The sequence below is a fragment of the Spirillospora sp. NPDC048911 genome (assembly GCF_043198015.1).
Taxonomy (GTDB): Bacteria; Actinomycetota; Actinomycetes; order Streptosporangiales; family Streptosporangiaceae; genus Spirillospora.
In genome coordinates this window covers 734604-759070 of the sequence record NZ_JBICUD010000004.1, presented here as the reverse complement: position 1 = coordinate 759070, position 24467 = coordinate 734604, and the positions used below count along the sequence as shown (strand labels likewise).

Genomic DNA, 24467 nt, shown 5'->3' with positions numbered 1-24467 from the left:
GGGCGTAAGGCCTCTTCTGTGAAGGTTGTGCCTGCATGGGACGGGTAGAGCCGGTTCATGAGCGTCACCGTCGTCCTCATCACCCGCGACCGGCGCGAGAGCCTGCTCGCCACCCTGACGAAACTGCGGGACCTGCCCGAGCGGCCGCCGGTGATCGTCGTCGACAACGCCTCGCGGGACGGTTCGGCCGAAGCCGTCGCCGCCGGCTTCCCCGAGTACGTGCTGCTGCGGTCGCGGACCAACCTCGGCGCGGTCGCCCGCAACGTCGCCGTCGACCACGTGCGGACGCCGTACGTGGCGTTCTGCGACGACGACACCTGGTGGGAGCCCGGTGCCGTGACCCGCGCGGCGGCGCTGCTCGACGCCCATCCCCGGGTGGCCGTGATCACCGGCCGCATCCTCGTGGAGCCCGGCGGCCGGGAGGACCCGATCGTCGTCGAGCTGCGCGAGTCGCCCCTGCCCCGGCCGGCGGGGCTGCCCGGGCCGGTGCTGGGCTCGTTCCTCGCGGGCGCCTCGATGCTCCGCGCCGACGCGTTCCGCGCGGCGGGCGGGTTCTCGCCCCGCCTCTGGCTGGGCGGCGAGGAGGAACTGCTCAGCGCCGACCTGCTGACCCAGGGCTGGCATCTCTGCTACGCCGAGGACGTGGTCGTCCATCACCAGCCGTCCCGGCTCCGCGACCCCCACCTGCGCCGCCGCCACGGCATCCGCAACACGCTGTGGACCACCTGGCTCCGCCGGCCGCCCGGCACCGCGCTGCTGCGCACCGGGCGCCTGCTCGGCACGCTGCCGCGCGACCGGGTCACCGGCGCCGCGCTCGTCGAGGCGGCCGCCGGGATCCCCTGGGTGCTGAGGGAGCGCCGGCCCCTGCCGCGGCACGTCGAGGAGAACCTGCGCAGGCTCGACGGACCGCAGCGGCGTTCCCGGGCCCGCCGGTACGTCAGCTAGGGATGTCCCAGTAAGGGCACGTTGATCGGGGGGAACGATGTCCGACGTGACGATCGTCGTGGCGACCAAGGACCGCGAGGGGGACCTGCGGCGCAGCCTGCGCCACCACACCGTGCCGGTGGTCGTCGTGGACAACGCCTCGGCGGACGGCACGGCCCAGGTGGCGGCGGACGCGGGCGCGCGCCTCGTCCGCCTGCCGCGCAACCTCGGCGCCGCCGCCCGCAACGTCGGGGTCGAGCACGTCACCACCCGGTACGTGGCGTTCGCCGACGACGACTCCTGGTGGGGGCCCGGCGCGCTCGACCACGCGGCGAAGGTGCTGGACGCCCATCCCCGCACCGCGCTGCTGGCGGCGCGCGTCCTGGTCGGCAAGGAGGAGCGGATGGACCCCGTGTCCGGCGGCATGGCGCGCTCGCCCCTCGGCCGCCCCGAGGGACTGCCGGGCCGGGCGATCCTCGGTTTCCTGGCCTGCTCGATCGTCGTGCGCCGCGACGCCTTCCTCGGCGTCGGCGGCTTCTCCGAACTGCTGCACTTCGGCGGCGAGGAGGAACTGCTCGCCCTCGATCTCGCCGCCGCGGGCTGGGGCCAGGCGTACCTGCCCGAACTCGTCATCCATCACCACCCCGCCAAGGGCGGCCGCGACCATCAGTGGCGCCGCCGCAGGGAGGTCCGGAACCGCCTGCTCACCGCCTGGCTGCGGCGCCCGCTGTCCGCGCTCGCCCAGGAGGCCGCCGTCTCGCTGCGGACCCCGGACGGCCGGCGCGGGATGGCCGACGCCGTCCGCGTGCTGCCGTCCGTCCTGCGCGCCCGCCGCCCGGTGCCGCGCGCGGTCGCCCGGGACCGTGCGCGCCTGGACGGGTACTGAGCGGCCGCCCGCGATCAACCTGTCGGCAAGGGGGCGCAAAGAGGTGAAAGGCGCCGTTTGCCCGCTGCTGCCCGGGTAGGGGAGCGGGCGACCGTCGTCGACGAAGGGAAGTCCCCGTGCGGGCCGTCGTGATCAACTGCACGCTGAAGCGCTCGCCCGAGCGGTCCAACACCGAGGCGCTGGCCGCCGTGGTGATCGAGGAGCTGCGCGAGCGCAAGGTCGAGGTCGAGACGATCCGCGCCGTCGATCTCGACATCCCGCCCGGTGTGGAGACCGATCTCGGCCCGGGCGACCCGTGGCCTGAGGTCCACCGCCTGCTCCTCGACGCCGAGATCTTCGTGCTGGCGTCGCCGACCTGGGCGGGGCAGCCGTCCTCGATCGCCCAGCGGGTGATCGAGCGGATGGACGCGATGATGTCGGAGACCGACGACGACGACCGGCCCGTGCTCTACAACCGTGTCGCGGGCGTGGTCGTCACCGGCAACGAGGACGGCGCCCATCACGTCATCAACAATCTCAGCGGCGCGCTGAACGACTTCGGCTACACGATCCCCGGGCAGGCCTGGACGTACTGGAACAAGGGTCCCGGGCCCGGTCCCACCTTCCTGGAGAGCGACGAGGGCCGCGACTGGTCGATCAAGACCGGGCGCGCCATGGCGTCCAACCTGGTGGCCGTCGCCACCGCCCTGGCCGAGCGGCCCGTCCCGGCGCCGCCGTCATAGGAGCCGCCGCCATAGAGCCGAGGAGGAGAGTCCCATGAAGGCCGTCACCTGGCACGGCAAGCGCGACGTCCGCGTCGACGAGGTCCCCGATCCAGCGATCAAGGAGCCGACCGACGCGATCGTGCGGATCACCTCGACCGCGATCTGCGGTTCGGACCTGCACCTCTACGAGATCCTCGGCCCCTTCATCGGCGAGGGGGACATCCTCGGGCACGAGCCGATGGGCATCGTGGAGGAGGTCGGCGCCGACGTCTCGCACATCGGCGCCGGCGACAGGGTCGTGATCCCGTTCAACATCTCGTGCGGCCACTGCCACACGTGCGACATGAAGCTGTTCGCCCAGTGCGAGACCACGCAGGTGCGCGAGCAGGGCACGGGCGCGGCCCTCTTCGGCTACACCAAGCTCTACGGCGAGGTCCCCGGCGGGCAGGCCGAGTTCCTGCGCGTGCCGCAGGCGCAGTTCGGGCCGATCAAGGTGCCGGAGGGGCCGCCGGACGAGCGGTTCCTGTACCTGTCCGACGTGCTGCCCACCGCCTGGCAGGCCTTTGAGTTCGCCGACGTCCCCGAGGGGGGCAGCGTGGCCGTGCTCGGGCTGGGGCCGATCGGGCAGATGGCCGCCCGCGTCGCGCGGCACCGCGGCCGCCGGGCCATCGGCGTCGATCTCGTCCCCGAACGCCTCGACCTGGCGCGGCGGCACGGCATCGAGGTCGTCGACGGCGCGCGCACCGGCGACGTGCCAGGGGCGATCCGGGAGCTGACCAAGGGCCGCGGCACCGACGCGGTCATCGAGGCGGTCGGCATGGAGGCGCACGGCTCGCCGTTCGGAAAGCTCGCCCAGACCATCACCGGGTTCGTGCCGGACCGCGCCGCCGCCCCGCTGATGTCGCGGATGGGTGTGGACCGGCTCGCGGCGCTGCACGACGCGATCGAGATCGTGCGCCGCGGCGGCACGATCTCGATCGTCGGCGTGTACGGCGGGATGGCCGACCCGCTGCCGATGCTGCAGATGTTCGACAAGGGCGTCACGCTGCGGATGGGCCAGGCCCACGTCAAGCGGTGGATCGACGACCTGCTGCCGCTGGTGACCGGCGACGGCGATCCGCTCGGCGTGCAGGACCTGGCCACCCATAAGCTCCCGCTCGACCGGGCCCCGCACGGATACGAGATCTTCCAGAAGAAGAAGGACGGCGCCATCAAGGTCATCCTCAACCCGTGACGCGACGCCTGCGGGCGAGGAGCAGCCCGCAGGCGGCCGCGGCCAGGGCGGCGGCGGCGAGCGCCCACCCGGTGCCGTACTCGGCGTGCGCGGTGGAGCCGTCGCGCGCCGCCACGAGGAACAGCGTGCCGATGGTGGCGACGCCGATGACCTGGCCGAGCTGCATCATCGTGAGCAGCATGCCGCTCGCGTCCGGGGCGTCGCCGGCCGGGACGTGCTCCAGCGTCACCGTCATGGCGATGGTGGTCACGCCGAGCCCGAGCCCGATCAGCGCGGTGACGGCGATGTACGCGGCGCCGCCGCCCGACAGCGGGCCCAGGAAGAGGTAGCCGCCCGCGGCGAGCACGAAGCCCGCGGGGATGGCCGGCCGCTGCCGGCGTTCCGGCAGCCGCCGCCAGTAGAGACCGACCAGCGCGAAGGCCGTGACGCAGGGGACGAAGGCCAGGCCCGATTCCAGCGGGCCGAGCTTCAGGTCTCCTTGCAGGTGAAGGGTGGTGGTGAAAAGGAACCCCGCCCAGGTGCAGGGGCCGAACGTCAGGGTGAACAATCCCGGCAGGAGGCCCGGCACGCGCAGCACGCGGCCGGAGACGAGCGGCCGGCTCCCGCGTGCCGCCGCGCGGCGTTCGACGGCGACGAAGGCAGTGAGGAGGAGGACGCTGGCGGCGAGCGCCGCCCAGCCCCACGCGGGCCAGCCCAGTTCGTGGCCGAGGATCAGCGGGAGCACGAAGAGCAGCACGGCGGGCGCCAGCACGACGAGGCCGGGCAGGTCGAGCCCGCCGGACCGGTGCCCCTCGTCGGCGGGGAGCAGCCGCGGCGCGGCGGCGAGCAGCACCAGCCCGATCGGCACGTTCACCAGGAAGACGGCGCGCCAGCCGGAGCCGAGCAGGTCGGCGCTCACCAGCAGGCCGCCCGCCGCCTGGCCGGCGACGATGCCGCCCGACACCACGGCCGAGAACAGGCCCAGTGCCCGCGCCCGCGCCGATCCGGTGAACGTGAGCTGGATGAGGCTCATCACCTGGGGGGTCATCAGCGCCGCGCCGAGGCCCTGGGCAAACCGGAACACGATGAGCGAGCCGGTGGCCGGCGCCAGGCCGCACGCCAGCGAGGCGGCGGTGAAGGCGGCGAGCCCCGTCAGGAACATCCGGCGATGGCCCGCGAGGCCGCCCAGCCGCGCCCCGGTGATCAGCAGTACCGCGTAGGCGATGATGTATCCGGCGACCACCAGCTGGAGCCCCGCGCCCGAGGCGTGCAGGTCGGCGCGCATGGTCGGCAGCGCCACGTTGACGATGCTCACGTCCAGGATGGCCATGAACTGGCCCACCAGGAGCAGGGCCAGCACCAGGCCCGATGACGATCGCCGGGGTGGCCGGTCAGGAACAACATCCGGCATCGTCTTGGTTGTCGTTGGCATGTCCCCAGCCTGAGCCAGATCCAGTACCAGTAACGAGAGCCCCTTGATACTGGTACTGACACCACCTGGCACGGGCGGGCCACAGCGACCAGGGTGGAGCCGTGACGATGACCCAGCCGAGAGCCACTCTGAATGGAGCCCGTAAGGAACGCCGCACCGAACTGGCGGCGTTCCTGCGCAGCCGGCGCGGCCGGATCACGCCGGAGGACGTGGGCATGGCGCCCGGCCTGCGGCGCCGCACTCCCGGCCTGCGGCGCGAGGAGGTCGCCCAGCTCGCCGGGGTGGGGGTGACCTGGTACACCTGGCTGGAGCAGGGGCGCCCGATCAACGCGAGCCCGCAGGTCCTGGACGCGGTGGCCCGCACGCTGCGGCTCGACACCGCCGAACGCGAGTACCTCTACCTGCTCGCCGACGTGCCGGAGCCGGGCACCGCCGACCCCGGCGCCGGCCTGCCCGAGCAGGTGCGGGAGGTGCTCGACGCCCTGGACCCGACGCCCGCCTGCGTGGCCAACGGCGCCTGCGACGTGCTCGCCTGGAACCGCGCCTACGCGGCGATCTTCCCCGGTACGGTGAACGCGCCGGCCGCCGAGCGCAACACGATGTGGACGGCGTTCGCCTCGCCGCCGTGCTGCGGCCCGATCGCCGACCTGGAGGCCGAGGCGCCGCAGCACGTGGCCGTCTTCCGGCACCGCTACAGCCGCCATCTCGACGAGCCCCGGTGGAAGGACCTCGTGCGGCGCCTCAAGGAGGCCAGCCCGCTGTTCGCCCAGCTCTGGGACACCTGTGACGTGGCGCTCCCCGGCCCCCGGATCAAGGTCTTCCGGCATGTGGCGGTGGGGGAGATGGCGATGCACGGGACGAGCTTCGACGTGTCGGGCTCACCGGAGAACCGGCTGGTCGTCTACACGCCGAGCGACGACGAGAGCAGGGAGCGCCTCGGCTGGCTGCTGGCGAACCCGGAGGCGGCCGAGGCCGCCCGCTGTCACTGACGTAGACGGCCCACGCCCGCGAACAGGAACGACGCCTCCGGCGACCGGACGAAGGCCGCCTCGCCGTCCGCGTGCCACTCGGGGGCGTAGACGAGGCCGGGTTCTTCCAGCTCGAAGCCCTCGAAGAAGGAGAGGATCTCCGTGCGCGGCCGCAGCGCGATCGAGGCGGTCGAGCGGTCGTAGACGTTCTTGGCGGTGCTGGCCGCCTCGGCGCGGTTGCCCTCGCTCGTGACATGGCTGAGGATCAGCGCGCTGCCGGGCGCCAGCAGGTCCCGGATCCGGCGGACGATCGCGGCGGGGTCCTCGTCGTCGGTCACGAAGTGCAGGACCGCCAGCAGCAGGACCGCGACGGGCTCGTCCAGATCGATCACCGCCCGGAGCGCGGGCTCGCCGAAGATCTCCGCGGGCTGCCGCAGGTCGCCCTCCAGCACGGTGACCTGGGGCGAGCCCATGAGCAGCGCCCGGCCGTGCGCCACCACCACCGGATCGTTGTCGACGTACACGACCCGGGCGTCCGGTGTGATCTCCCGCGCGACCTCGTGGACGTTCGCCTGGGTGGGCAGGCCCGCGCCGATGTCGACGAACTGCCGGACGCCCGCGGCCGCGAGGCGCCGGACGGCCCGGCGCAGGAAGGCGCGGTTCTCCCGGACGGTGCCCGCCGTCTCGGGGGCCACGGCGAGGAGCTTCTCCGCCGCGTCGCGGTCGGCGGCGTAGTTGTCCTTGCCGCCGAGCAGGTAATCGTAGATCCGGGCGACGTTGGGCACCTGGACGTTGACCCCGTCGATCGGGTGCGAGGCGGACATCTCGTTCACCGGGGGCCTCCTGACGGCCGGCGGCCGACCGGCAGCGTGACCGGACGGTGGATGATCGCTTCCGCCGTCCACGGGACGTCGAGGGGATCGACGGCGAGACCCAGCTCCGGGAGCCCGGTCGCCAGGGCGCGGAAGGCCTCCTGCAGCTCCACCCGGGCCAGGTTGGCGCCCAGGCAGTAGTGCGGCCCGTGGCCGAAGCTCAGGTGGCTCTGCTGCGCTCCGCCGCCGTCGCCGAACCGCGTGATGTCGAACCGCTGCGGGTCTGCGAAGACGGCCGGATCCTGGTTGGCCGCGGGCAGCATCAGGAAGATCGCCTCCCCGGCCTCCACCCGCCCGGCGCTCAGTTCCACCGCCTCGGTCATCCGCCGCAGCACCCCGTACCCGCCCGGCCCGTCGTACCGCAGAATCTCCTCGACCGCCCGCGGGACCAGCGCCGGATCGGCCGTCAGCGCCGCCCACTGGTCCGGGTTGGTCAGCAGCCGGAAGACGCCGCGCGAGATCAGCGAGGCGGTCGTCTCGTGCCCGGCCAGGATGAGCCCGAAGACCAGGCCGGTGAGCTCGTCCTCGCTCAGCCGGTCGCCGGCGTCGCGGGCCTGGACCAGGACGTCGATCAGGTCGTCGCCGGGATTCTCGCGGTGCGCGGCGACGAGCTCGCCCGCGTACCCCATGAACTCGATCGCCGCCGTCATCCGGTCGTCGGCCGTGCCGTCCGAGGTCGACAGGAACATGCCCGTCCAGCGCCGGAACCGCGGCTGGTCCTGCGCGGGCACGCCCATCAGCTCGCAGATGACCTGGCTCGGCAGCGGGAACGCGAAGTCCTCGACCAGGTCGCCGGTGCCCGGGCCGTCCGCCAGCCCGGCCGCGAGCCCACCGGCGATCTCGGCGACCCGGGGCCGCCACGCCTCCACCTGGCGCGGCGTGAACGTGCCCGACAGGATCCGGCGCAGCCGGGTGTGCTCGGGCGCGTCCATGTTGAGGATCGCCGTCGGGTCGTCCTCCAGGCTGAGGCCCTTGGAGATCCGCGGCGCGCCCGGGTAGCGCAGGTCGCGGCTGGCGGCGGAGTGCGCCATGACCAGCCGCGTGTCCTCGTGCCCGGCCACGGCGCGGACGACGTCGCCGGTGGGCAGGGTGAGCGGCGCGAACGGGGCCTCGGCGTGCCGGGCGGCGAACGCCGGCGAGGGCGGGCCCAGCGGTCCCGGCGGAAGCTCGGGCCACGGGCAGGCGGAACGGGTCGGCTCGCTCGCCGGATCCAGGGGCATGCTGCTCCTCTGGCGGATCGGTGGAAACGCGAGGAGCTTATGACGATCTTTGACGGTGTGTCACCGTTATCGGTTGATCATCTCCCGTGTCGCGGACGCCGGGCGATCTCAGACCTGAACGGCGCTGGGGACGTGCCAGGTGGCGGGGTCGTCGGTGATCGGCGGCGCGGCCGCCTCCGCCACCCCGTCGGCGGCGAGACCCTCCAGCGCGCGCACGAGGTGCTGGGTGTCCTCCAGCGTGATGATCTTGGTGATGCGGAACCAGCGCATCTCCATGTACTGCGTCACGAGGTTGCGGTATCCGCCTCCGGCGGGGGAGCGGACCTCCCAGATCGCCATGATCCGGGTGCGCCACGGCCACCCGGCGGCGAGCACGTCACGGACGGTGACCTCGCCATCGGGGAACAGCCGGAACATGCGCTCGAACCACGCCTTCTGCGCGGCCAGGACGGTCCGGCGCCCGCCCAGCGCGTGGTCGCCGACGAACTCGTACTCGAACGTCGGCGCGAACCGCTTGAGCAGGTCGGTGTAGGTCCGCGGGTTCAGATCGCCGAACGCGCGGCGCAGGACCATGGTCACGATCTTCCGGTACATGAAAGCCCTCCCGAGTAGGTTCCTTCAAGGAACGTAGCATGGTCAGTTCCCTCAGGGAACTTGCCCCCTGGTTGCGGGAGCGGCGAGGGATCGGCCATCATCGTCGGCATGATCTCCAGGAAGGGCGGTCTCCGCCCGGGCCGTTGAGCCCCACGCGGCCGGTCAGGACACCGGCTGACGATCTGCTGGCACGTCTCGCATTCCTTCCCTACCCGCAGCGCATGCGTGAACTCGCGCTCCACGCGCGGCGGCACCGGGGAACCCCTGCGTTCCGCTCCCTGCTGGGCGAGCTCGCCGCACGAGAAACCTACGAACGCCGCACCGCGCTCCACCTGGCCATGGCGGCACGTGACCTCACCCACATCGAGGCCGTGCTCTCGGGCCCCGATCTAAGCCTGCGGCGGGCGGCCCTGCGGGCCGTCCGGACGCTCCCGGTCTCCGACGACGCCGCGGCGGCGGTGCTCGACGACGCGCCCTCGGATCTCCGCCGCGCGTTCTACCGGACGCCGGACCGACCTCCTCCCGCACGTGCTCGACGGCGGTGGTGAAGGTGAATGGGTGCCCGACGTCGGTACCGGGCAGGCGGACCGGTGGACACCCGCGCAGCGCGCCCGCGTCCAGGCGGTGCTCGGCCGTATCGCTCGCGACGAGACCAGGCCGGTCACGGCGAGGACGGCCGCCATCGCCTCGCTGGGCCGCCTGCCGGGGACACTCGGCGAGCTGGCGGCCCTGGCGGATCATGCCGACGGCGCCGTGACCGAGGCGGCGATCGAGGCGATGGCGTACACCGACGAGCCCGCCGAGGCCATGCCGATCCTTCTGACACATGGACGCGGGCCCGCGTCCAAGGTCGCCGTCGCCGCCATGGCCCGCTGCGGCGAGGCGGCGCGGCCGTCCGTCCTCGGACCCCTTCTGGCGGAGGTGCTCTCCGCGCCTGACAGCAAGGTGACCGTGCGCAAGCAGGCGGCCCGGCAGCTCGAACGGCACCGGACGGAGGGCGCCGCCGACGTCCTGCTGCGAGCCTGGGGCGACCCGGAACTGCATCCGGACGTTCGGGTCGCGGTGGCGGTCGCGCTGCGCCGGATGCCCGAGGATCCGCGCGCCTTCGAGGCTCTCGGCGACGCGGCCGGGCCCGATGCCGGGGAGCTGCTGCTGCGCACGCTCTACCAGGCACAACCGGCGGAGTACGGCCCCGCGCACCGGCCGCGCTACGCCTCGCTGGTCCGGAGCCCGCTGGGGGCGTCGGAGCTCGCGGGCGTCCGGTTCCGTGCCGTGCGGGCGTTCGCCACGTGGGCCCGCTGGTACGAGGGCGGCTATTCCGACATCCTCGACGCCGCCGGCGATCCCTCGGCACCTGCCGAGGCGGCCGAGCTGCCGGTGCTGCTCGCGCTGCTCGGCGCCGGTGAGATCGGCGACGAGGTGCTCCCGGTGCTCGACCGGCTGCTGGCCGCCGGGCTCGACGAGACCGCCCGCTCCCGGATCGATCGGATCACCTCGGCCCTCGCCGCGCGCGACGCCGCCGGCAGGCGGGGGCTCGCACGCCGCGCGGCCGAACGGCTGGCCGCCCATCCGCTCCACGTGCCGCAGGCCGCCAGGATCTCGCTGGCCCTGCTCGGCTTCCCCACCGGCGCGAGGGACGCCCCGTCCCCACAGGAGCTCGCCGGGGACCTGGCCGCCCTCGCCCGCCTGCTCCAGGACAGGCCCGCCCACGCGGGACGGCTCGCGGGCGGTGCGCTCCTGTCGCGGTTCGGATCGCACGGGATGGGCCGGGGCGCGCCGCCCGCCCTCCTGCCGGCGGCGCGGCGGCTGACGGACGAGGGTCATCTCGTGGCCGGCCTCTTGGCCGTCGCGCTCGTCGGACGGGCCGGCCCCGAGGCCGGCTGGGGGCCCGAATGGCGGGATCTGCTGGAGACCCTGCGCCGCTCCGAGCACCTTGAGGTCCGCCAGGAGGCGTGGGACGTCCGCGCCTCCTGACGGACCGTTCAGCGGCTCCGGCGCTGCGCCAGGTACTGGATTCCGGCGAAGCCCGCGACGGTCCCCGCCTGGAGGACCGCCCAGGCCGCGCCGATCGCGTTCAGCGACAGCCAGCCGGTGATGACCGTGGCGACGCTCAGCACAGCCCACAACAGGTTGGCCTCGATCACGGCGGTGACGGCGACGCGGTTGGCCCGCGCGGGGATCGAGATCGCCCAGACAGCGGCCGCGTAGGCCACGAGGAAGGCCCCGAGCGCGTAGGCGTGGGCGGTGCTCAGGCCGAGGAGGTCGTCGAGGGGCCTGGCCAGGGCCAGGTAGGCCAGCCCGTTGACCCCCGTGACCACCGCGTCCAGGCGCAGGGCGAGCTTCATGAGCCTGCGGCCGTCGGCGAAGATACCGGCGTCGGTGACGGAGCGCGTGGTGGTCATCGGAGGTCCCCTTTCCGGAGGATCAGAGTCGTTCGTTCTCGACGTCTCCGACGCTAGGGGCGGGCGGGTAGCGCGGGCGATTACCTCGGAGGTAGGCCCCTCCGGAAGGCGTGACAGAGCCGGATTCGTGGCAGGAAGATGCTGAGGTACGGACGAGGAGGTCCCTGTGGTCACGCTGCGCAGCTATGTGTCCGGTTCCTGGCACTCTCCGGCGAATGAGGGCGTGCCGCTGCCGGACGCGGTGACGGGCGAGGAGGTCGCCCGGATCTCCTCGGCGGGCGTGGACATGGGCGCCGCGCTGGCGTACGGCCGCCGGACGGGCGGACCGGCGCTGCGGGAGCTGACGTTCCACCAGCGCGCGGCCCTCCTGAAGGCGCTCGCCTCGCACCTGCGGGAGCACCGCGAGGAGCTGTACGCGCTGTCGGCCCGCACCGGCGCCACCCTGGGCGACTCCAAGTTCGACATCGACGGCGGCATCGGTGTGCTGTTCGGCTACTCGAGCAAGGGCCGCCGCGAACTCCCGAACGACACCCTCCTCGTCGAAGGAGACGTCGAACCGCTCGGCAAGGCGGGCACGTTCGTCGGCCAGCACCTCTGCACGCCGCTGCAAGGCGTGGCGGTGCAGATCAACGCGTTCAACTTCCCGGTGTGGGGGCCGCTGGAGAAGCTCGCGCCCGCCTTCCTCGCCGGGATGCCCAGCCTGATCAAACCGGCGAGCCAGACGGCCTACCTGTCGGCGCGCATGATCGAGCTCGTGGTGGAGTCCGGCATCCTGCCCGAGGGGTCGGTACAGCTCGTCTGCGGCGACGCCCGCGACCTGCTCGACCACCTCACCGAGCAGGACCTCGTGGCCTTCACCGGCTCGGCCTCCACCGCCCGGCGGCTGCGCACCCATCCGGTGGTGGTCGGCCGTTCCGTCCGCTTCAACGCCGAGGCCGACTCGCTGAACGTCTCGATCCTCGGCCCGGACGCGGCGCCCGGGACACAGGAGTTCGATCTCTTCGTCAAGCAGCTCGTCACCGAGATGACCGTCAAGGCGGGCCAGAAGTGCACCGCCATCCGCCGCGCCCTGGTTCCCGCGCCGCTGATGGACGAGGTCGCCGAGGCGGTCCGGGAACGGCTGGCCAAGGTGACCGTGGGCGACCCGGCCAACCCGGACGTGCGGATGGGCGCCCTCGCGAGCCTCGACCAGCGCGAGGAGGTGCGCCGCTCGCTCAAGGCGCTGCTGGACGCCGGGCGCGTGGCTTTCGGCGACCCGGATCATTTCAGCCCCGTCGACGCCGACGCCGAACGCGGCGCGTTCATGCCCCCGATCCTGCTGCGCGCCGACGACCCCGGCCGTCCCGAACCGCACGAGGTGGAGGCCTTCGGCCCCGTCAGCACGCTGCTGCCGTACGAGGGCGCCGGGCAGGCCGTCGAGCTGGCGGCACGCGGCCGGGGCAGCCTGGCCGGCTCGCTCGTCACCGCCGACACCGGCTTCGCCCGCGCGGTCGTGCTGGGCATCGCGCCCTGGCACGGCAGGCTGCTCGTCCTCAACAGCGAGGACGCCAAGGAGTCCACCGGCCACGGTTCGCCCCTGCCCGCACTGATCCACGGCGGGCCGGGGCGCGCGGGCGGCGGCGAGGAGATGGGCGGCGTCCGCGGCGTCCTGCATCACATGCAGCGCACCGCCGTGCAGGCGGGGCCTGCAATGCTCACCGCCCTCACCGGCCGCTGGGTCCCCGGCACCGACCGGACCGTCACCGACGAGCACCCCTTCCGCAAGCACCTGGAGGACCTGCGCGTCGGCGACACCGCCGTCGGCGGACCCCGCACGGTCACGCTGGAGGACGTCGAGCACTTCGCCGCGTTCACCGGCGACACCTTCTACGCCCACATGGACGAGGAGTCGGCCAAGGCCAACCCGTTCTTCAACGGCCGGGTCGCCCACGGCTACCTGATCGTCTCGTTCGCCGCCGGGCTCTTCGTCTCGCCCGGCCCCGGTCCCGTGCTGGCCAACTACGGCCTGGAGAACCTGCGGTTCCTCACACCGGTCTACCCGGGCGACGAGCTGACCGTGACCCTGACCGCCAAGCAGATCACGCCGCGCGAGGGCACCGGCTACGGCGAGGTCCGCTGGGACACCGACGTCACCAACCAGGACGGCGCCTCCGTCGCCAAGTACGACGTCCTCACCCTGGTGGCTTCCCGGCCCGGGTAAAGGGGGCGCCGTCCGTATACTTCGTTCGGCAAACCGAACGAGGTTGAGGAGGCGGCTCGTGGGGGCTTCGGAAGAGTCGGTGCGGGACCTGCTGGCCGCCAACCTCAGGCGCGCCCGCACCGAACGGGGCCTGTCGCTGTCCGAGCTGTCCCGCCGCTCCAAGATCGGCAAGGCGACGCTCTCGCAGCTCGAGGCGGGTTCGGGCAACCCCACCATCGAGACCGTCTTCAGCCTGTCGCGGGCGCTGGAGGTGCCGATCTCCGACCTGCTCGACCAGCCGCGCGGGAACGGCCTGACCGTGGTGCGGTCCGCCGACGTGCAGGTGCTGCGCGGCGCGGGCGTCGACCTGCGGCCGCTGCGGGGCATCGAGTCGGGCGACGCCATCTTCGATGTCTACGACCAGCAGGTACGGGCGGGCTCGCGGCAGGACTCGCTCGGCCACGTCGGCACCGAGCACACCATCGTGCAGGCCGGCCGGCTGGGCGTTCGGGTGGACGATCGCGAGGTGGAGCTCGGGCCGGGCGACTACGTCGGCTTCGACGCCCGCCTGCCGCACCGCTACACCGCCCTGGCCGGGCCGGTGCGGTCGGTGCTGCTCCTCCAGTACCGTGCTGACCAGCGACTTCACGCGAGTCCGGCGGAGTCGCCGTGCCTGGTCGAAACGCCGTGATCCAGGTCGTCCGCGATCGTTGACAGCGTCCGGGCCGCCGTCCTAGCCTCGGAATCGTTCGGTTTAACGAACGGAGGGATCGATGGCCGGAGCGCGGGTCGTGGTGCTGGGCGCCGGGATCATCGGCGCCGCGTGCGCCCGCGAGCTCGCGCGGGCCGGGCACGCGGTGACGGTCCTCGACCGGGGCGGCCCCGCGGCGGCGACCACGTCGCACGGCGAGGGCAACGTGCTCGTCTCCGACAAGGGCCCCGGCCCGGAGCTGGAGCTCGCCCAGCTCTCGCGGCGGCTCTGGCCCGAGATCATCGCGGGCCGTCCCGGCGCGCGGGCCGTCGAGTGGGAGCCCAAGGGCGGCATCGTCGTCGCCACGACCGAGGCCGGCGCCCGCGAGCTCGGCCGGTTCGCCGCGGGCCAGCGCGCGGCGGGCGTCGTCGCCGAGCCCATGGACGCCGCCGCGCTCGCCGCCGTCGAGCCCCACGTGACCCGCGACTTCGCGGCCGCCGTCCACTACCCCGAGGACGCGCAGGTCCAGCCCGCCGGAGCGGCGAGCGCCCTGCTGGCCGGAGCGTTCCGCGCCGGTGCCGAACTGCGCACCGGATGCGAGGTGCTGTCGGCCGTCGTGCGCGGTGGGCGCGTCACCGCCGTGCGCACCTCCTCGGGAACGTTCGAGGCCGACGTGTTCGTCAACGCCGCCGGGCCGTGGGCGGGGGAGCTGGCCCGCAGGCTCGGCGCCCCCATCGGCGTGCGTCCCCGGCGCGGCGAGGTGCTCGTGACGGCGCCCCTGCCGCCCACGGTCTTCCACAAGGTCTACGACGCCGACTACGTCGGGGCGGTCGGCAGCGGCGCGGAGGAGCTCCAGGCGTCGGCGGTCGTGGAGTCCACCCGGGCCGGGACGGTCCTGCTGGGCTCGTCGCGCCGCCGGGTGGGATTCGACGACCGGATCCGCCCCGAGGTGCTCTCGGTGATCGCGCGCAAGGCGCTGCGGCTCTTCCCGTGCCTGGCCGGCGTCCCGGTGATGCGCGCCTACGGGGGGTTCCGCCCGTACGTGCCCGATCATCTCCCGGTCATCGGCCCCGATCCGCGGCTGGCCGGGCTGTGGCACGCGACCGGGCACGAGGGCGCCGGGATCGGCCTCTCGGCCGGCACCGCCGCCCTCCTGCACGACCTGCTGCACGACCACAAGCCGGAGATCGACGCCGCGCCGTTCCGGGTGGACCGGCCCGCCGTCCTGGGCGAAGGGGAGGATCTGTGAGCGCGAGGCTGGTCCGCCGCGAGGACGACGCCGCCGGGCGCCGGCCGGACGTGCCGATCGAGATCACCGTGGACGGCGTCCCGGTCACGGGCGTGGCGGGACAGACGATCGCCGGGGTACTGCTCGCGGGCGGCCGTCGCGCCTGGCGGCAGGGCCCGTCCGGCGCGCCCCGCGGCGTCTTCTGCGGGATCGGCGTCTGCTTCGACTGCCTGGTCACCGTCAACGGCGACCGCGACGTGCGCGCCTGCCGCCGCCGCGCGGCGGACGGCGACGCGGTGACCACGCAGTCCCGCACCGGAGCGGGGGAGTCCTGATGGCCCGCCACGTCATCGTCGTCGGTGCCGGACCGGCCGGGCTCGCCGCCGCTGCCGCCGCGCTCCGCGCGGGCGCCCGGGTGACGCTGCTCGACTCCGCCGAGCAGCCCGGCGGCCAATATCACCGGATGCTGCCGGACGCCTTCGCCGCCGAGCGGCCCGGGCGCCTGCATCACGGCTGGCACGACTTCGACCGGACGCGCCGCCACGTGCTCGGCCACCCGCGCTGCGACTGGTGGGCGGAGAGCTCGGTCTGGTCGCTGGAACGACCCGAACCCGGTGACCCACGACCACCGCGTGTTCATGTGCTGCGCGGCCCGGCCGACGGGTCGCGGCGCGAGCGGCGCGTGCTCGACCCCGACGCGCTCGTGCTCGCTCCGGGCGCGCACGACCGGGTGCTCCCGTTCCCCGGCTGGGATCTGCCGGGCGTGTTCACCGCGGGCGCGGCGCAGGCTCTGGCCAAGGGCGAACGCCTCGTCGTCGGCGACCAGGTCATCGTGGCCGGCGCCGGGCCGTTCCTGCTTCCGGTGGCCGCCTCCCTCCTGGAGGCCGGGTCGTCCGTCCTGGAGGTGCTGGAGGCCAATCCGGCCGCCACGGTGCTGCGCGGCTGGGCCGGGCGGCCGTGGGAACTCGCCTCCCACGGAGGGAAAGCCACCGAGCTCGCCGGGTACACCGGCCTGCTCGCCCGCCACCGCGTCCCTTACCGCATGGGCCGCGCCGTCATCGAGGCGCGCGGCGACGGCCGGGTCGAGGAGGCCGTCACCGCGCGGCTCCGCGCCGACTGGTCGGTGGTCCCCGGCACCGAGCGCACGGTCCCGGTGGACGCGATCTGCGTCTCCCACGGCTTCAGCCCCCAGCTAGAACTGCCCGTCGCGGCAGGCTGCGAGCTGAGCCTCGCCGGGTGCGGTCCCGCTTGTGGGAGAACGACCTCCCACGCCCCCCGGAGCGGCTCCGCCGCGTGCGGTGTTGCTTGTGGGGGGACGACCCCCCACGCCCCCCGGAGCGGCTCCGCCGCGTTTGTGCGGGTGGACGACGACCAGCTCACCACGAGCCCCGGCGTGTACGCGGCGGGCGAGATCACCGGCATCGGCGGCGCCCCGGCGGCCCGGATCGAGGGGCTGCTCGCCGGGTGGTGCGCCGCCGGCGGCGCGCCCGGCGCCCCGGAGATCGAACGGCTGCGCCGCCGCCGTGACCAGGCCCGCGCCTTCGCACGGCGCCTCGCCACAGCGCATCCGATCGGCGCCGCCTGGACGAGCTGGCTGCGTCCGGAGACCGTCGTCTGCCGCTGCGAGGAGACCACCTACGGCGCGTTCTGCCGCGCCGCCGACGACCGGGCGAGCGGCTCGGCCCACGCCGTGAAGCTCGGCACCCGCGCGGGACTCGGGCCCTGCCAGGCACGCGTCTGCGGCCCCACGACCGCCGAGCTGCTCGCCCGCCGCGGCATCACCGCCGACCCCCACCACCGGCCCGTCGCACAGCCCATCCGGCTCGGCGAGCTGGCACGTCCCCCGCGAGAGGAAGAGAGCACCCCATGAGCAGCGACAAGCCCGAAACCCTCGGCGGAGTCATCGTCGCCACCGCGCTGCCGTATCGCGAGGACGCCTCGGCGCCCGCCGGGCTCGCGGTCGACTACGACCGGTTCGCCGAGCACTGCCGCTGGCTCGTCGACAACGGCTGCCGTGGCGTCGGCCCGAACGGCTCGCTCGGCGAGTACTCCTCGCTCACCGACGACGAGCGCCGCCGCGTCGCCCGCACCGCCGTCGAGACGGTCGGCGACTCCGGCGTCGTCGTGGTCGGCGTGCACGGCCCCGGCTCCCACCAGGCGAGGCACTGGGCGGAGGCGGCCGCCGAGGACGGCGCGGACGGTGTGCTGTGCCTGCCGCCGACGATGTACCGCGCCAACCGCGGCGAGGTCGTCGCGCACTTCGAGGCCGTCGCGTCCGTCGGGCTGCCGGTCATGGTCTACAACAACCCCATCGACACCAAGGTCGACCTCACCCCGGACCTGCTCGCCGAGATCGCGCAGATCGACAACGTCGTCGCGGTCAAGGAGTTCTCCGGCGACGTCCGCCGCGTTCTGGAGATCAAGGAGAGGGCCCCCGGGCTGGAGGTCGTCGCGGGCGCCGACGACGTCACGCTGGAAGCGCTGCTGATGGGCGCGACGGGGTGGTTCGCCGGATTCCCCAACGTCTTCCCGGCCGAGTCGGCGCTGCTGTACGAGCTCGCGACCACCGGCAAGCTGGCCGAGGCCCGCGCGCTGTACGAGCCGCTCGTCGCCGCGTTCCGCTGGGACTCGCGCACCGAGTTCGTGCAGGCCATCAAGCTCGGCATGGAACAGGTCGGCCGCTACGGCGGCCCCTGCCGCCCGCCGCGCGGCCCGCTCACCGCCGAGCACCGCGAGCAGGTCACCGCCGACATGGCGCGCGCGATCACCGCCCTCGAACAGCGGAAGGCCGCCTGATGCGCTCGATCCGGACGCTCAGCGCCGTCGACTCCCACACCGAGGGCATGCCGACCCGCGTCGTCACCGGCGGCGTCGCGCCCATTCCCGGCGCGACGATGGCCGAGCGCCGGCGGTACGCGATGGAGCACCTGGACGGGCTGCGCCGCTTCCTCATGGACGAGCCGCGGGGGCACCCGGCCATGAGCGGCGCGCTGCTCCAGCCGCCGATCCACCCCGACGCCGACTGGGGCGTGGTCTACATCGAGGTCAGCGGGTTCCTGCCGATGTGCGGGCACGGCACCATCGGCGTCGCGACCGTGCTCGTCGAGACCGGCATGGTCGAGGTCACCGAACCGGAGACCATCGTCCGGCTCGACGCCCCCGCCGGTCTCATCGAAGCGCGCGTCGCCGTCCGCGACGGCCGCGCCGAGCACGTCACCCTGCGCAACATCCCCTCGTTCAGCCTCCGGCAGGACGCGGTGGTGAAGGTGCCGGGGCTCGGCGAGGTGCGCTACGACATGGCCTACGGCGGCAACTTCTACGCGATCACCGAGCTGGCCGACCTCGGGCTGCCGTTCGACCGCGCCCGCAAGGACGACATCCTCAAGGCCGGGCTGGACATCATGGCCGCGATCAACGAGCAGGACCGGCCCGCCCATCCGGCCGACCCGCTGATCGGCGGCTGCAAGCACGTGCAGTTCCTCGCCCCCGGCTCGGACGCGCGGCACTCCCGCAACGCGATGGCCATCCATCCCGGCTGGTTCGACCGGTCGCCGTGCGGCACCGGCACGTCCGCCCGCATGGCCCAGCTGCACGCGCGCGGCGAGCTGCCTCTCGGCACCGAGTTCGTGAACGAGTCGTTCATCGGCACCCGGTTCGTCGGCCGCCTCGTCGGCACGGCCGAGGCCGGCGGCCTGCCCGCCGTCGTCCCGGAGTTCTCCGGGCGCGCCTGGATCACCGGCACGGCCAACTACCTGCTCGACCCGGCCGATCCGTTCCCCGAGGGCTTCGTGCTCTAGCCGATCGCCGGCCTGGACTGGATCATCTGGGTGCGGGTACCGCCACTCCGCGGCGAACCGCCGCGAGCCCATCGGCTCCGACCACCTCGACGAAGGGACCACATCATGACCACGCCGGACCAGGCGGTCTCGGCCGCGGCGGCCGCCGCCGGACCGTGGGCGGCCGCGCCGCCCGGCACCCGGGCCGCCACGCTGACGGCGGTGGCCGACGCGCTGGAGGCCGCCAGGGCCGAGCTCGTCGCGCTGGCCGACGAGGAGTCGCACCTGGGGGAGACCCGGCTGAACGGGGAGCTGACCCGCACCACGTTCCAGCTCAGGCTCTTCGCCGACGAGGTCCGCGCGGGCGGGTTCCACGACGTCCGCATCGACCGGCCCGACCCGGACTGGCCCAGCGGCCCGCGGCCCGACCTGCGCCGCTACCGCACGGCGGCCGGCCCCGTCCTGGTCTTCGCCGCGAGCAACTTCCCGTTCGCGTTCAGCGTCGCGGGCGGCGACACCGCCTCGGCCTGGGCGGCGGGCTGCCCCGTCGTGGTCAAGGCGCACCCCGGCCACCCGCGGCTCTCCCGCCGGACGGCCGAGCTCATCGCCGCGGTCGTGCCCGACGGCGTCTTCGGCCTGATCGAGGGCGAGCAGGAAGGTGTCGAGGCGCTGCGCCACCCGGCGATCGCCGCCGCCGCGTTCACCGGCTCGCAGCGCGGCGGCCTGGCGCTGGCCCGCATCGCCGCCGACCGTCCCGAGCCCATCCCGTTCTACGGCGAGCTGGGCAGCGTCAATCCGGCCGTCGTCACGGCCGGGGCCGCCAAGGCGCGCGCCGAGGAGATCGCCAAGGGCTACGCCGGGTCGCTCACGCTCGGCGCCGGCCAGTTCTGCACCAACCCCGGCCTGCTCTTCGTGCCCGCCGGCGACGGCATCGTGGACCGGATCGCCGAGCTCGTCGGCGCGGTGCCGGCGGCCCCGATGCTGAACGACCGCATCGAGTCGGGCTACCTCGAGACCGCCGGCACGCTCGCCGGACGACCGGGTGTGCGGCGGCTGGTCTGGGCGGACGGCCCGGGGCCGCGCCTGCTCACGATGGGCCTGGCCGACTTCGCCGCCGACAAGGACGTGGCGGGCGAGGAGTGCTTCGGCCCGCTCGGCCTGATCGTCACGTACGAGCGGCTCGCCGACGTCACCGTCCTGCTCTCGTCGCTGCCCGGCCAGCTCACCACCTCGCTGCACGGCGAAGAGGAGGAGGCGCCCGAGCTCGCCGACCTGACGGGGGTGCTCGCCGGCCGCAGCGGCCGTGTCCTGTGGAACCAGTGGCCCACCGGCGTCTCGGTCACGCACGCCATGCAGCACGGCGGCCCGTTCCCGGCGACGACCACTCCGGCCACCACCTCGGTCGGCACCGCCGCGATCGAGCGGTTCCTGCGGCCCGTCACCTACCAGGGGTGGCCGCAGGAATTCCTGCCGCCACCCCTCCGCGACGACAATCCATGGGGAGTTCCGCAACAGGTGAACTGAGCTCTGAATTGTCACTATCGGGCCGATCTGGATTACTTATCAACCCTGGTTCTTGATGAGTTTTCCGTCGGCGCCGACGACGAACCATTGGCCGTCGACACCCTGTCCTTCGGCGTCACCCGGACGCTGATCGCCCGCGTAGTAATAGAGCGGCCAGTTTCCGTACGAGGCCTGGAAAGTGCCTTCGCCGCGCTGGATCCGCTTGAGCAGTCCGGTCTGCACGCCGTCGCCCGCGCCTGGCTGGTCCTTGCTGGCCAGGGCCGGCCAGGTGGCGACGCACGCGTCGACGCAGGTGCTCTGTCCTTCCTTGTCAGGAGTGAATCCGTACAGCGTGCGGCCGGTTCCGTCGGTGAGGACGGCGCCCAGCGCCGTCTTGCCGACCTTGACCTCGGTGGCCGCCTTCGCGGTCTTCGCGTCGTCTCCGGAGCCGCCGCAGGCGGTGAGGCCGAGGGCGAGAGCGGCGCCGAGCAGGACGAAACGTGCGCGCATGGTAATTCTCCTACGAGTGAGAGTGAGACGTATCGGCCAGTAGCACGATGGCCCGGCTCTCACGGGTTCAATTATTTTTCTTTCGATCCGCTTTGAACCCGGCGCGTGAATCCCGCCGTGCTTCCGGGGTGTAACGAGCCGCCCCGATCCGGGGCGCATTCCTCACCACAAAGGGATCACCATGGGAAAGCGAAAGATCGCCTTGACCGCGCTGGCGCTCACCGCCGGGACGGCCGCCGTCGTCCAGGCACCGGCGGCCGCCGCGAGCACGGCGGCGCCCGCCGGCCTGGCCGCCGCGGACGCGGCCTCGCGGGCGCCGCAGTTCTTCGCGGCGCGGATGTCGGGTGCGAACGAGGTACCGGCTCCGGGCGGGCCGGCGGTCGGCGACCAGGACGGGTCGGCCACCGGTATCGTCCGCGTGCAGGGCGACCGTGTGACGTTCGCGCTGAGCCACCGGAACATCGGCGCGCCCACGCTCGCTCACATCCACCAGGGGCGGGCGGGCGCCAACGGCCCGGTCAAGGTCGGGCTCTTCGCGAGCGCGCTGCCGGCGACCGTGACGGCCGCCGCCGGGAGCACCACCGTCGAGGACCGCGCGGTCGCCGACGCGATCCGCGCGAACCCGTCGGGCTTCTACTTCAACGTGCACACGGCGGAGTTCCCCGGCGGCGCGGTGCGCGGCCAGCTCACCCCGCTCGGCGGCAGGCTGGACGTGCTCCAGTTGCTGAAGGGCGGTGGCCTGCGCGCGTTCATGTCCGGTGACCAGGAGGTCCCGGTGGAGGGCGGGCCCAAGGTCGGCGACCCCGACGGGCGCGCGGTCACGTTCATTCGCGCCCGGGGCACGACGGTGAGCTACTCGGCGGCCTGGGTCGGGTTCACGCCGACGCTCGGCCACATCCACAAGGGCCGGTTCGGGACGAACGGCCCGATCTCGGTGCCGCTGTTCGGCTCGGCGGTGCCGAGCACGGTCTTCGCCGTCGCCGGGACCGTGCCCGGTATCGACCCCGCCGTCATCCAGGAGATCCGCTCGAATCCGAGGGGCTTCTACGCCAACCTGCACAGCGCCGAGTTCCCCGGCGGCGCCGTGCGCGGTCAGCTCAACGGCTGACCGGCTCCCGGGCGGCACCGGGACGGCCCGAGACGGAAGGAGACGGCCGTTCCGGTGCCGTGCGACGTGCGACCTGCCATCATTTTATGATCGCGTGGGGGTAGGGACGACCGGGGAGCGCCGACGGCGCTCTCGCGGAATATGCGGGGAGATGAGTGGATTATGGCTGATATCACCGAATCATCCGAGTGGTCGGCGCTGGCCGAGCACCACACGGCCCTGGCCGGGACGCATCTGCGCGAGCTGTTCGCCGGTGACCCCGGGCGGGCCGAGCGGATGGCGGTGAGCGCGGGCGACCTCTACCTGGACTACTCCAAGCACCGGGCGACCGACGAGACGATCCGGCTGCTGGTGGCGCTGGCCGGGCGGGCCGGGTTGCGGGAGCGGATCGACGCGATGTTCGCCGGCGAGCACATCAACGTCAGCGAGGACCGCGCGGTCCTGCACACGGCGCTGCGCCTGCCCCGCGACGCCGAACTGACCGTCGACGGCCAGGACGTGGTGGCCGACGTGCACGAGGTGCTCGACAAGATGGCCGGCTTCTCCGGGCGGGTGCGCTCGGGAGAGTGGACGGGCTTCACCGGCAAGCCCATCCGCACCGTCGTCAACATCGGCATCGGCGGCTCCGACCTCGGGCCGGCGATGGCGTACGAGGCGCTCAGCGACTACGCCGACGCGGGGATCTCCGCCCGGTTCGTGTCCAACATCGACCCGGCCGACCTCTCCGGCAGGCTCCGCGGCCTCGACCCCGAGCAGACGCTGTTCATCGTCGCGTCCAAGACGTTCGGCACGCTGGAGACGCTCACCAACGCCAAGGTCGCGCGGGAGTGGCTGGTCAGCGCGCTGGGCGACGAGAAGGCGGTGTCGCGGCACTTCGTGGCCGTGTCGACGAACGCGCAGCGGGTCGCCGACTTCGGCATCGACACCGACAACATGTTCGGCTTCTGGGACTGGGTCGGCGGCCGCTACTCCTTCGACGGCGCGATCGGGCTGTCGGTGATGATCGCCATCGGCGCCGAGCGGTTCCGCGAGATGCTGGCGGGCTTCCACGCCGTCGACGAGCACTTCCGCACCGCGCCGTTCGAGCGGAACATGCCGGTCCTGATGGGCCTGCTCGGCATCTGGTACAACGACTTCTTCGGGTCCCAGACCCGCGCGGTCCTGCCCTACAGCCAGCGGCTCTCGCGCTTCCCCGCGTACCTGCAGCAGCTCACGATGGAGTCCAACGGCAAGTCCGTGCGGGCCGACGGCGCCCCCGTCGTCGCCCAGACCGGCGAGATCTTCTGGGGCGAGCCGGGCACCAACGGCCAGCACGCCTTCTACCAGCTGCTCCACCAGGGCACCCGGCTGGTGCCCGCCGACTTCATCGGCTTCGCCGAGCCGTTCGAGGACCACTCGGCCGGCGGGGACGGCATGCACGACCTGCTGACCGCCAACCTGCTCGCCCAGACCTCCGCCCTCGCCTTCGGCAAGACCGCCGAGGAGATCGCCGCCGAGGGCGCCCCGGCCGAGGTCGTCTCGCACAAGGTCATGCCGGGCAACCGGCCGACGAACACGATCCTGGCGCCGAAGCTGACGCCCGGCACCCTGGGCCAGCTGATCGCGCTCTACGAGCACATCGTGTTCGTGGAGGGCACGATCTGGGGCATCGACCCCTTCGACCAGTGGGGCGTGGAGCTGGGCAAGGTCATGGCGATGGACCTGGCGCCCGCGCTGACCTCCGCGGAGCCCCACGCGGACGCGCCCGACCCGTCCACGGCGGCTCTCGTCCGCCGCTATCGCGAGCTGCGCGGCCGTTCCGTCTGAGCGAGCCCGGTCCGGGCGCGTCCCGTCCCGGGAATTGCGCCTGGACGAACGCACTGACAAGGCCCACCGGATCTGGTAATGATCCGGTGGGCCTCGTCGTTTTCGCGGTCCGCGGGGACTAGGAGTCCTGGGCCCCGATCAGGCCCTGGGTGGTGAGCAGCTCCCGGAGTTCCGGATAGGAGATGAGGCCGTCCCGGTTGAGGTCGGCCTTCTCGAAGCGGTCCTGCACCTCGTGGCGCGCCCAGGACAACCCCAGGCTGTCCAGGACCATCGTGAACTCCATCAGATCGAGCTGATCATCGCCGCCGAGGTCCGCCCGCGTGAACACGGCGAAAAGGTCGTCCTCGGTCGGTTTGGTGGTCATCGCGCTCCTCAATTAGGTCCATTCTGTCCGCATCATGACATAAATGCGGATGTGGTCCGGGGAGAAACGCCCTGCCGCCCCCTCTCC

General features: G+C 73.3%; 24 protein-coding genes. 17 read left to right on the top strand and 7 right to left on the bottom strand.

Annotation, left to right across the window (positions count from 1 at the left end; translation table 11 throughout):
• Nucleotides 1-57 precede the first annotated feature (57 nt).
• From ACGFNU_RS22185 to ACGFNU_RS22170, 4 genes are all read left to right on the top strand, one after another.
• Nucleotides 58-945 carry a glycosyltransferase family 2 protein gene (locus ACGFNU_RS22185; protein WP_392596278.1) on the top strand — a complete coding sequence of 296 codons (888 nt, stop codon included), beginning with the start codon at nucleotides 58-60 and terminating at the stop codon, nucleotides 943-945.
• Between the two features lie 37 nt (nucleotides 946-982).
• Nucleotides 983-1810, top strand: a complete 828-nt coding sequence (locus ACGFNU_RS22180) for a glycosyltransferase family 2 protein (RefSeq protein ID WP_392596277.1) — start codon at nucleotides 983-985, stop codon at nucleotides 1808-1810.
• A gap of 116 nt (nucleotides 1811-1926) precedes the next feature.
• Nucleotides 1927-2532 carry a flavodoxin family protein gene (locus ACGFNU_RS22175; protein WP_392596275.1) on the top strand — a complete coding sequence of 202 codons (606 nt, stop codon included), beginning with the start codon at nucleotides 1927-1929 and terminating at the stop codon, nucleotides 2530-2532.
• 34 nt (nucleotides 2533-2566) lie between these two features.
• Nucleotides 2567-3748, top strand: a complete 1182-nt coding sequence (locus tag ACGFNU_RS22170; protein WP_392596273.1) for a zinc-dependent alcohol dehydrogenase — start codon at nucleotides 2567-2569, stop codon at nucleotides 3746-3748.
• Here the strand turns inward: ACGFNU_RS22170 and ACGFNU_RS22165 are convergent.
• Nucleotides 3738-5159 carry an MFS transporter gene (locus ACGFNU_RS22165; protein ID WP_392596271.1) on the bottom strand — a complete coding sequence of 474 codons (1422 nt, stop codon included), beginning with the start codon at nucleotides 5157-5159 and terminating at the stop codon, nucleotides 3738-3740. The two genes, ACGFNU_RS22170 and ACGFNU_RS22165, sit on opposite strands and share 11 nt — an antisense overlap.
• Nucleotides 5160-5266: 107 nt before the next feature.
• On the opposite strand from ACGFNU_RS22165, the gene ACGFNU_RS22160 reads away from it, so the two are divergent.
• Nucleotides 5267-6148 carry a helix-turn-helix transcriptional regulator gene (locus ACGFNU_RS22160; protein ID WP_392596269.1) on the top strand — a complete coding sequence of 294 codons (882 nt, stop codon included), beginning with the start codon at nucleotides 5267-5269 and terminating at the stop codon, nucleotides 6146-6148.
• Here the strand turns inward: ACGFNU_RS22160 and ACGFNU_RS22155 are convergent.
• From ACGFNU_RS22155 to ACGFNU_RS22145, 3 genes are all read right to left on the bottom strand, one after another.
• The gene (locus tag ACGFNU_RS22155) at nucleotides 6142-6951 is read right to left on the bottom strand and encodes an SAM-dependent methyltransferase (protein ID WP_392596508.1); all 810 of its coding nucleotides are present in this window, start codon (nucleotides 6949-6951) and stop codon (nucleotides 6142-6144) included. The genes ACGFNU_RS22160 and ACGFNU_RS22155 overlap by 7 nt on opposite strands.
• Nucleotides 6952-6956: 5 nt before the next feature.
• Nucleotides 6957-8219, bottom strand: coding sequence for a cytochrome P450 (locus ACGFNU_RS22150; protein ID WP_392596267.1), 1263 nt, complete (start codon nucleotides 8217-8219; stop codon nucleotides 6957-6959).
• A 108-nt stretch (nucleotides 8220-8327) separates the two neighbouring features.
• Complete coding sequence (locus ACGFNU_RS22145; protein ID WP_392596265.1) at nucleotides 8328-8813, bottom strand: nuclear transport factor 2 family protein; 486 nt, start codon at nucleotides 8811-8813, stop codon at nucleotides 8328-8330.
• Nucleotides 8814-9034: 221 nt separating this feature from the next.
• Here ACGFNU_RS22145 and ACGFNU_RS22140 point away from each other — a divergent pair, with 221 nt between their 5' ends.
• Nucleotides 9035-9361 (top strand): hypothetical protein, encoded by a 327-nt coding sequence (locus tag ACGFNU_RS22140; RefSeq protein ID WP_392596263.1) that lies wholly within the window; start codon nucleotides 9035-9037, stop codon nucleotides 9359-9361.
• Between the two features lie 10 nt (nucleotides 9362-9371).
• Nucleotides 9372-10787 (top strand): HEAT repeat domain-containing protein, encoded by a 1416-nt coding sequence (locus tag ACGFNU_RS22135; protein WP_392596261.1) that lies wholly within the window; start codon nucleotides 9372-9374, stop codon nucleotides 10785-10787.
• An 8-nt stretch (nucleotides 10788-10795) separates the two neighbouring features.
• Here the strand turns inward: ACGFNU_RS22135 and ACGFNU_RS22130 are convergent, their stop codons facing one another.
• Nucleotides 10796-11215, bottom strand: a complete 420-nt coding sequence (locus ACGFNU_RS22130; protein WP_392596260.1) for a hypothetical protein — start codon at nucleotides 11213-11215, stop codon at nucleotides 10796-10798.
• Nucleotides 11216-11381: 166 nt separating this feature from the next.
• On the opposite strand from ACGFNU_RS22130, the gene paaZ reads away from it, so the two are divergent.
• The 8 genes from paaZ (at nucleotide 11382) to ACGFNU_RS22090 (ending at nucleotide 20613) form a co-directional block, all read left to right on the top strand.
• The gene (gene paaZ / locus ACGFNU_RS22125; RefSeq protein ID WP_392596258.1) at nucleotides 11382-13415 is read left to right on the top strand and encodes a phenylacetic acid degradation bifunctional protein PaaZ; all 2034 of its coding nucleotides are present in this window, start codon (nucleotides 11382-11384) and stop codon (nucleotides 13413-13415) included.
• Between the two features lie 58 nt (nucleotides 13416-13473).
• A complete protein-coding gene (locus tag ACGFNU_RS22120) occupies nucleotides 13474-14085 on the top strand; it encodes a helix-turn-helix domain-containing protein (RefSeq protein ID WP_392596257.1) in 612 nt (203 codons plus the stop codon).
• Between the two features lie 82 nt (nucleotides 14086-14167).
• Nucleotides 14168-15334 (top strand): NAD(P)/FAD-dependent oxidoreductase, encoded by a 1167-nt coding sequence (locus ACGFNU_RS22115; protein ID WP_392596255.1) that lies wholly within the window; start codon nucleotides 14168-14170, stop codon nucleotides 15332-15334.
• The gene (locus ACGFNU_RS22110; RefSeq protein ID WP_392596253.1) at nucleotides 15331-15648 is read left to right on the top strand and encodes a (2Fe-2S)-binding protein; all 318 of its coding nucleotides are present in this window, start codon (nucleotides 15331-15333) and stop codon (nucleotides 15646-15648) included. The genes ACGFNU_RS22115 and ACGFNU_RS22110 overlap by 4 nt, the downstream gene beginning before the upstream one ends.
• The gene (locus ACGFNU_RS22105; RefSeq protein WP_392596252.1) at nucleotides 15648-17183 is read left to right on the top strand and encodes an NAD(P)/FAD-dependent oxidoreductase; all 1536 of its coding nucleotides are present in this window, start codon (nucleotides 15648-15650) and stop codon (nucleotides 17181-17183) included. The genes ACGFNU_RS22110 and ACGFNU_RS22105 overlap by 1 nt, the downstream gene beginning before the upstream one ends.
• The gene (locus tag ACGFNU_RS22100) at nucleotides 17180-18109 is read left to right on the top strand and encodes a dihydrodipicolinate synthase family protein (protein WP_392596250.1); all 930 of its coding nucleotides are present in this window, start codon (nucleotides 17180-17182) and stop codon (nucleotides 18107-18109) included. Before ACGFNU_RS22105 ends, ACGFNU_RS22100 begins: the two co-directional genes overlap by 4 nt.
• Complete coding sequence (locus tag ACGFNU_RS22095) at nucleotides 18109-19110, top strand: proline racemase family protein (protein WP_392596248.1); 1002 nt, start codon at nucleotides 18109-18111, stop codon at nucleotides 19108-19110. Before ACGFNU_RS22100 ends, ACGFNU_RS22095 begins: the two co-directional genes overlap by 1 nt.
• Nucleotides 19111-19215: 105 nt before the next feature.
• A complete protein-coding gene (locus ACGFNU_RS22090; RefSeq protein ID WP_392596246.1) occupies nucleotides 19216-20613 on the top strand; it encodes an aldehyde dehydrogenase (NADP(+)) in 1398 nt (465 codons plus the stop codon).
• 39 nt (nucleotides 20614-20652) lie between these two features.
• Here the strand turns inward: ACGFNU_RS22090 and ACGFNU_RS22085 are convergent, their stop codons facing one another.
• Nucleotides 20653-21102: a hypothetical protein gene (locus tag ACGFNU_RS22085; RefSeq protein ID WP_392596245.1), complete on the bottom strand. Its 450-nt coding sequence runs from the start codon at nucleotides 21100-21102 to the stop codon at nucleotides 20653-20655.
• A 181-nt stretch (nucleotides 21103-21283) separates the two neighbouring features.
• Here ACGFNU_RS22085 and ACGFNU_RS22080 point away from each other — a divergent pair, with 181 nt between their 5' ends.
• Both ACGFNU_RS22080 and pgi read left to right on the top strand, forming a co-directional pair.
• Nucleotides 21284-22210: a CHRD domain-containing protein gene (locus ACGFNU_RS22080; RefSeq protein WP_392596243.1), complete on the top strand. Its 927-nt coding sequence runs from the start codon at nucleotides 21284-21286 to the stop codon at nucleotides 22208-22210.
• Between the two features lie 162 nt (nucleotides 22211-22372).
• Nucleotides 22373-24016, top strand: a complete 1644-nt coding sequence (gene pgi, locus ACGFNU_RS22075) for a glucose-6-phosphate isomerase (protein WP_392596241.1) — start codon at nucleotides 22373-22375, stop codon at nucleotides 24014-24016.
• 118 nt (nucleotides 24017-24134) lie between these two features.
• On the opposite strand, the gene ACGFNU_RS22070 is transcribed toward pgi, so the two are convergent.
• Nucleotides 24135-24380 (bottom strand): EF-hand domain-containing protein, encoded by a 246-nt coding sequence (locus tag ACGFNU_RS22070; protein WP_392596240.1) that lies wholly within the window; start codon nucleotides 24378-24380, stop codon nucleotides 24135-24137.
• Between the last annotated feature and the right edge of the window lie 87 nt (nucleotides 24381-24467).

Bases quoted from the DNA above. Each gene is read 5' to 3' on its own strand.
- ACGFNU_RS22145 (WP_392596265.1), bottom strand. From the start codon at position 8,813: ATGTACCGGAAGATCGTGACCATGGTCCTGCGCCGCGCGTTCGGCGAT.
- pgi (WP_392596241.1), top strand. From the start codon at position 22,373: ATGGCTGATATCACCGAATCATCCGAGTGGTCGGCGCTGGCCGAGCAC.
- ACGFNU_RS22080 (WP_392596243.1), top strand. From the start codon at position 21,284: ATGGGAAAGCGAAAGATCGCCTTGACCGCGCTGGCGCTCACCGCCGGG.
- ACGFNU_RS22115 (WP_392596255.1), top strand. From the start codon at position 14,168: ATGGCCGGAGCGCGGGTCGTGGTGCTGGGCGCCGGGATCATCGGCGCC.
- ACGFNU_RS22140 (WP_392596263.1), top strand. From the start codon at position 9,035: ATGCGTGAACTCGCGCTCCACGCGCGGCGGCACCGGGGAACCCCTGCG.
- ACGFNU_RS22085 (WP_392596245.1), bottom strand. From the start codon at position 21,102: ATGCGCGCACGTTTCGTCCTGCTCGGCGCCGCTCTCGCCCTCGGCCTC.
- ACGFNU_RS22150 (WP_392596267.1), bottom strand. From the start codon at position 8,219: ATGCCCCTGGATCCGGCGAGCGAGCCGACCCGTTCCGCCTGCCCGTGG.
- ACGFNU_RS22105 (WP_392596252.1), top strand. From the start codon at position 15,648: ATGGCCCGCCACGTCATCGTCGTCGGTGCCGGACCGGCCGGGCTCGCC.
- ACGFNU_RS22170 (WP_392596273.1), top strand. From the start codon at position 2,567: ATGAAGGCCGTCACCTGGCACGGCAAGCGCGACGTCCGCGTCGACGAG.
- ACGFNU_RS22180 (WP_392596277.1), top strand. From the start codon at position 983: ATGTCCGACGTGACGATCGTCGTGGCGACCAAGGACCGCGAGGGGGAC.
- ACGFNU_RS22130 (WP_392596260.1), bottom strand. From the start codon at position 11,215: ATGACCACCACGCGCTCCGTCACCGACGCCGGTATCTTCGCCGACGGC.
- ACGFNU_RS22160 (WP_392596269.1), top strand. From the start codon at position 5,267: ATGACCCAGCCGAGAGCCACTCTGAATGGAGCCCGTAAGGAACGCCGC.
- ACGFNU_RS22165 (WP_392596271.1), bottom strand. From the start codon at position 5,159: ATGCCAACGACAACCAAGACGATGCCGGATGTTGTTCCTGACCGGCCA.
- ACGFNU_RS22185 (WP_392596278.1), top strand. From the start codon at position 58: ATGAGCGTCACCGTCGTCCTCATCACCCGCGACCGGCGCGAGAGCCTG.
- ACGFNU_RS22070 (WP_392596240.1), bottom strand. From the start codon at position 24,380: ATGACCACCAAACCGACCGAGGACGACCTTTTCGCCGTGTTCACGCGG.
- ACGFNU_RS22100 (WP_392596250.1), top strand. From the start codon at position 17,180: ATGAGCAGCGACAAGCCCGAAACCCTCGGCGGAGTCATCGTCGCCACC.
- ACGFNU_RS22095 (WP_392596248.1), top strand. From the start codon at position 18,109: ATGCGCTCGATCCGGACGCTCAGCGCCGTCGACTCCCACACCGAGGGC.
- ACGFNU_RS22155 (WP_392596508.1), bottom strand. From the start codon at position 6,951: ATGTCCGCCTCGCACCCGATCGACGGGGTCAACGTCCAGGTGCCCAAC.
- ACGFNU_RS22090 (WP_392596246.1), top strand. From the start codon at position 19,216: ATGACCACGCCGGACCAGGCGGTCTCGGCCGCGGCGGCCGCCGCCGGA.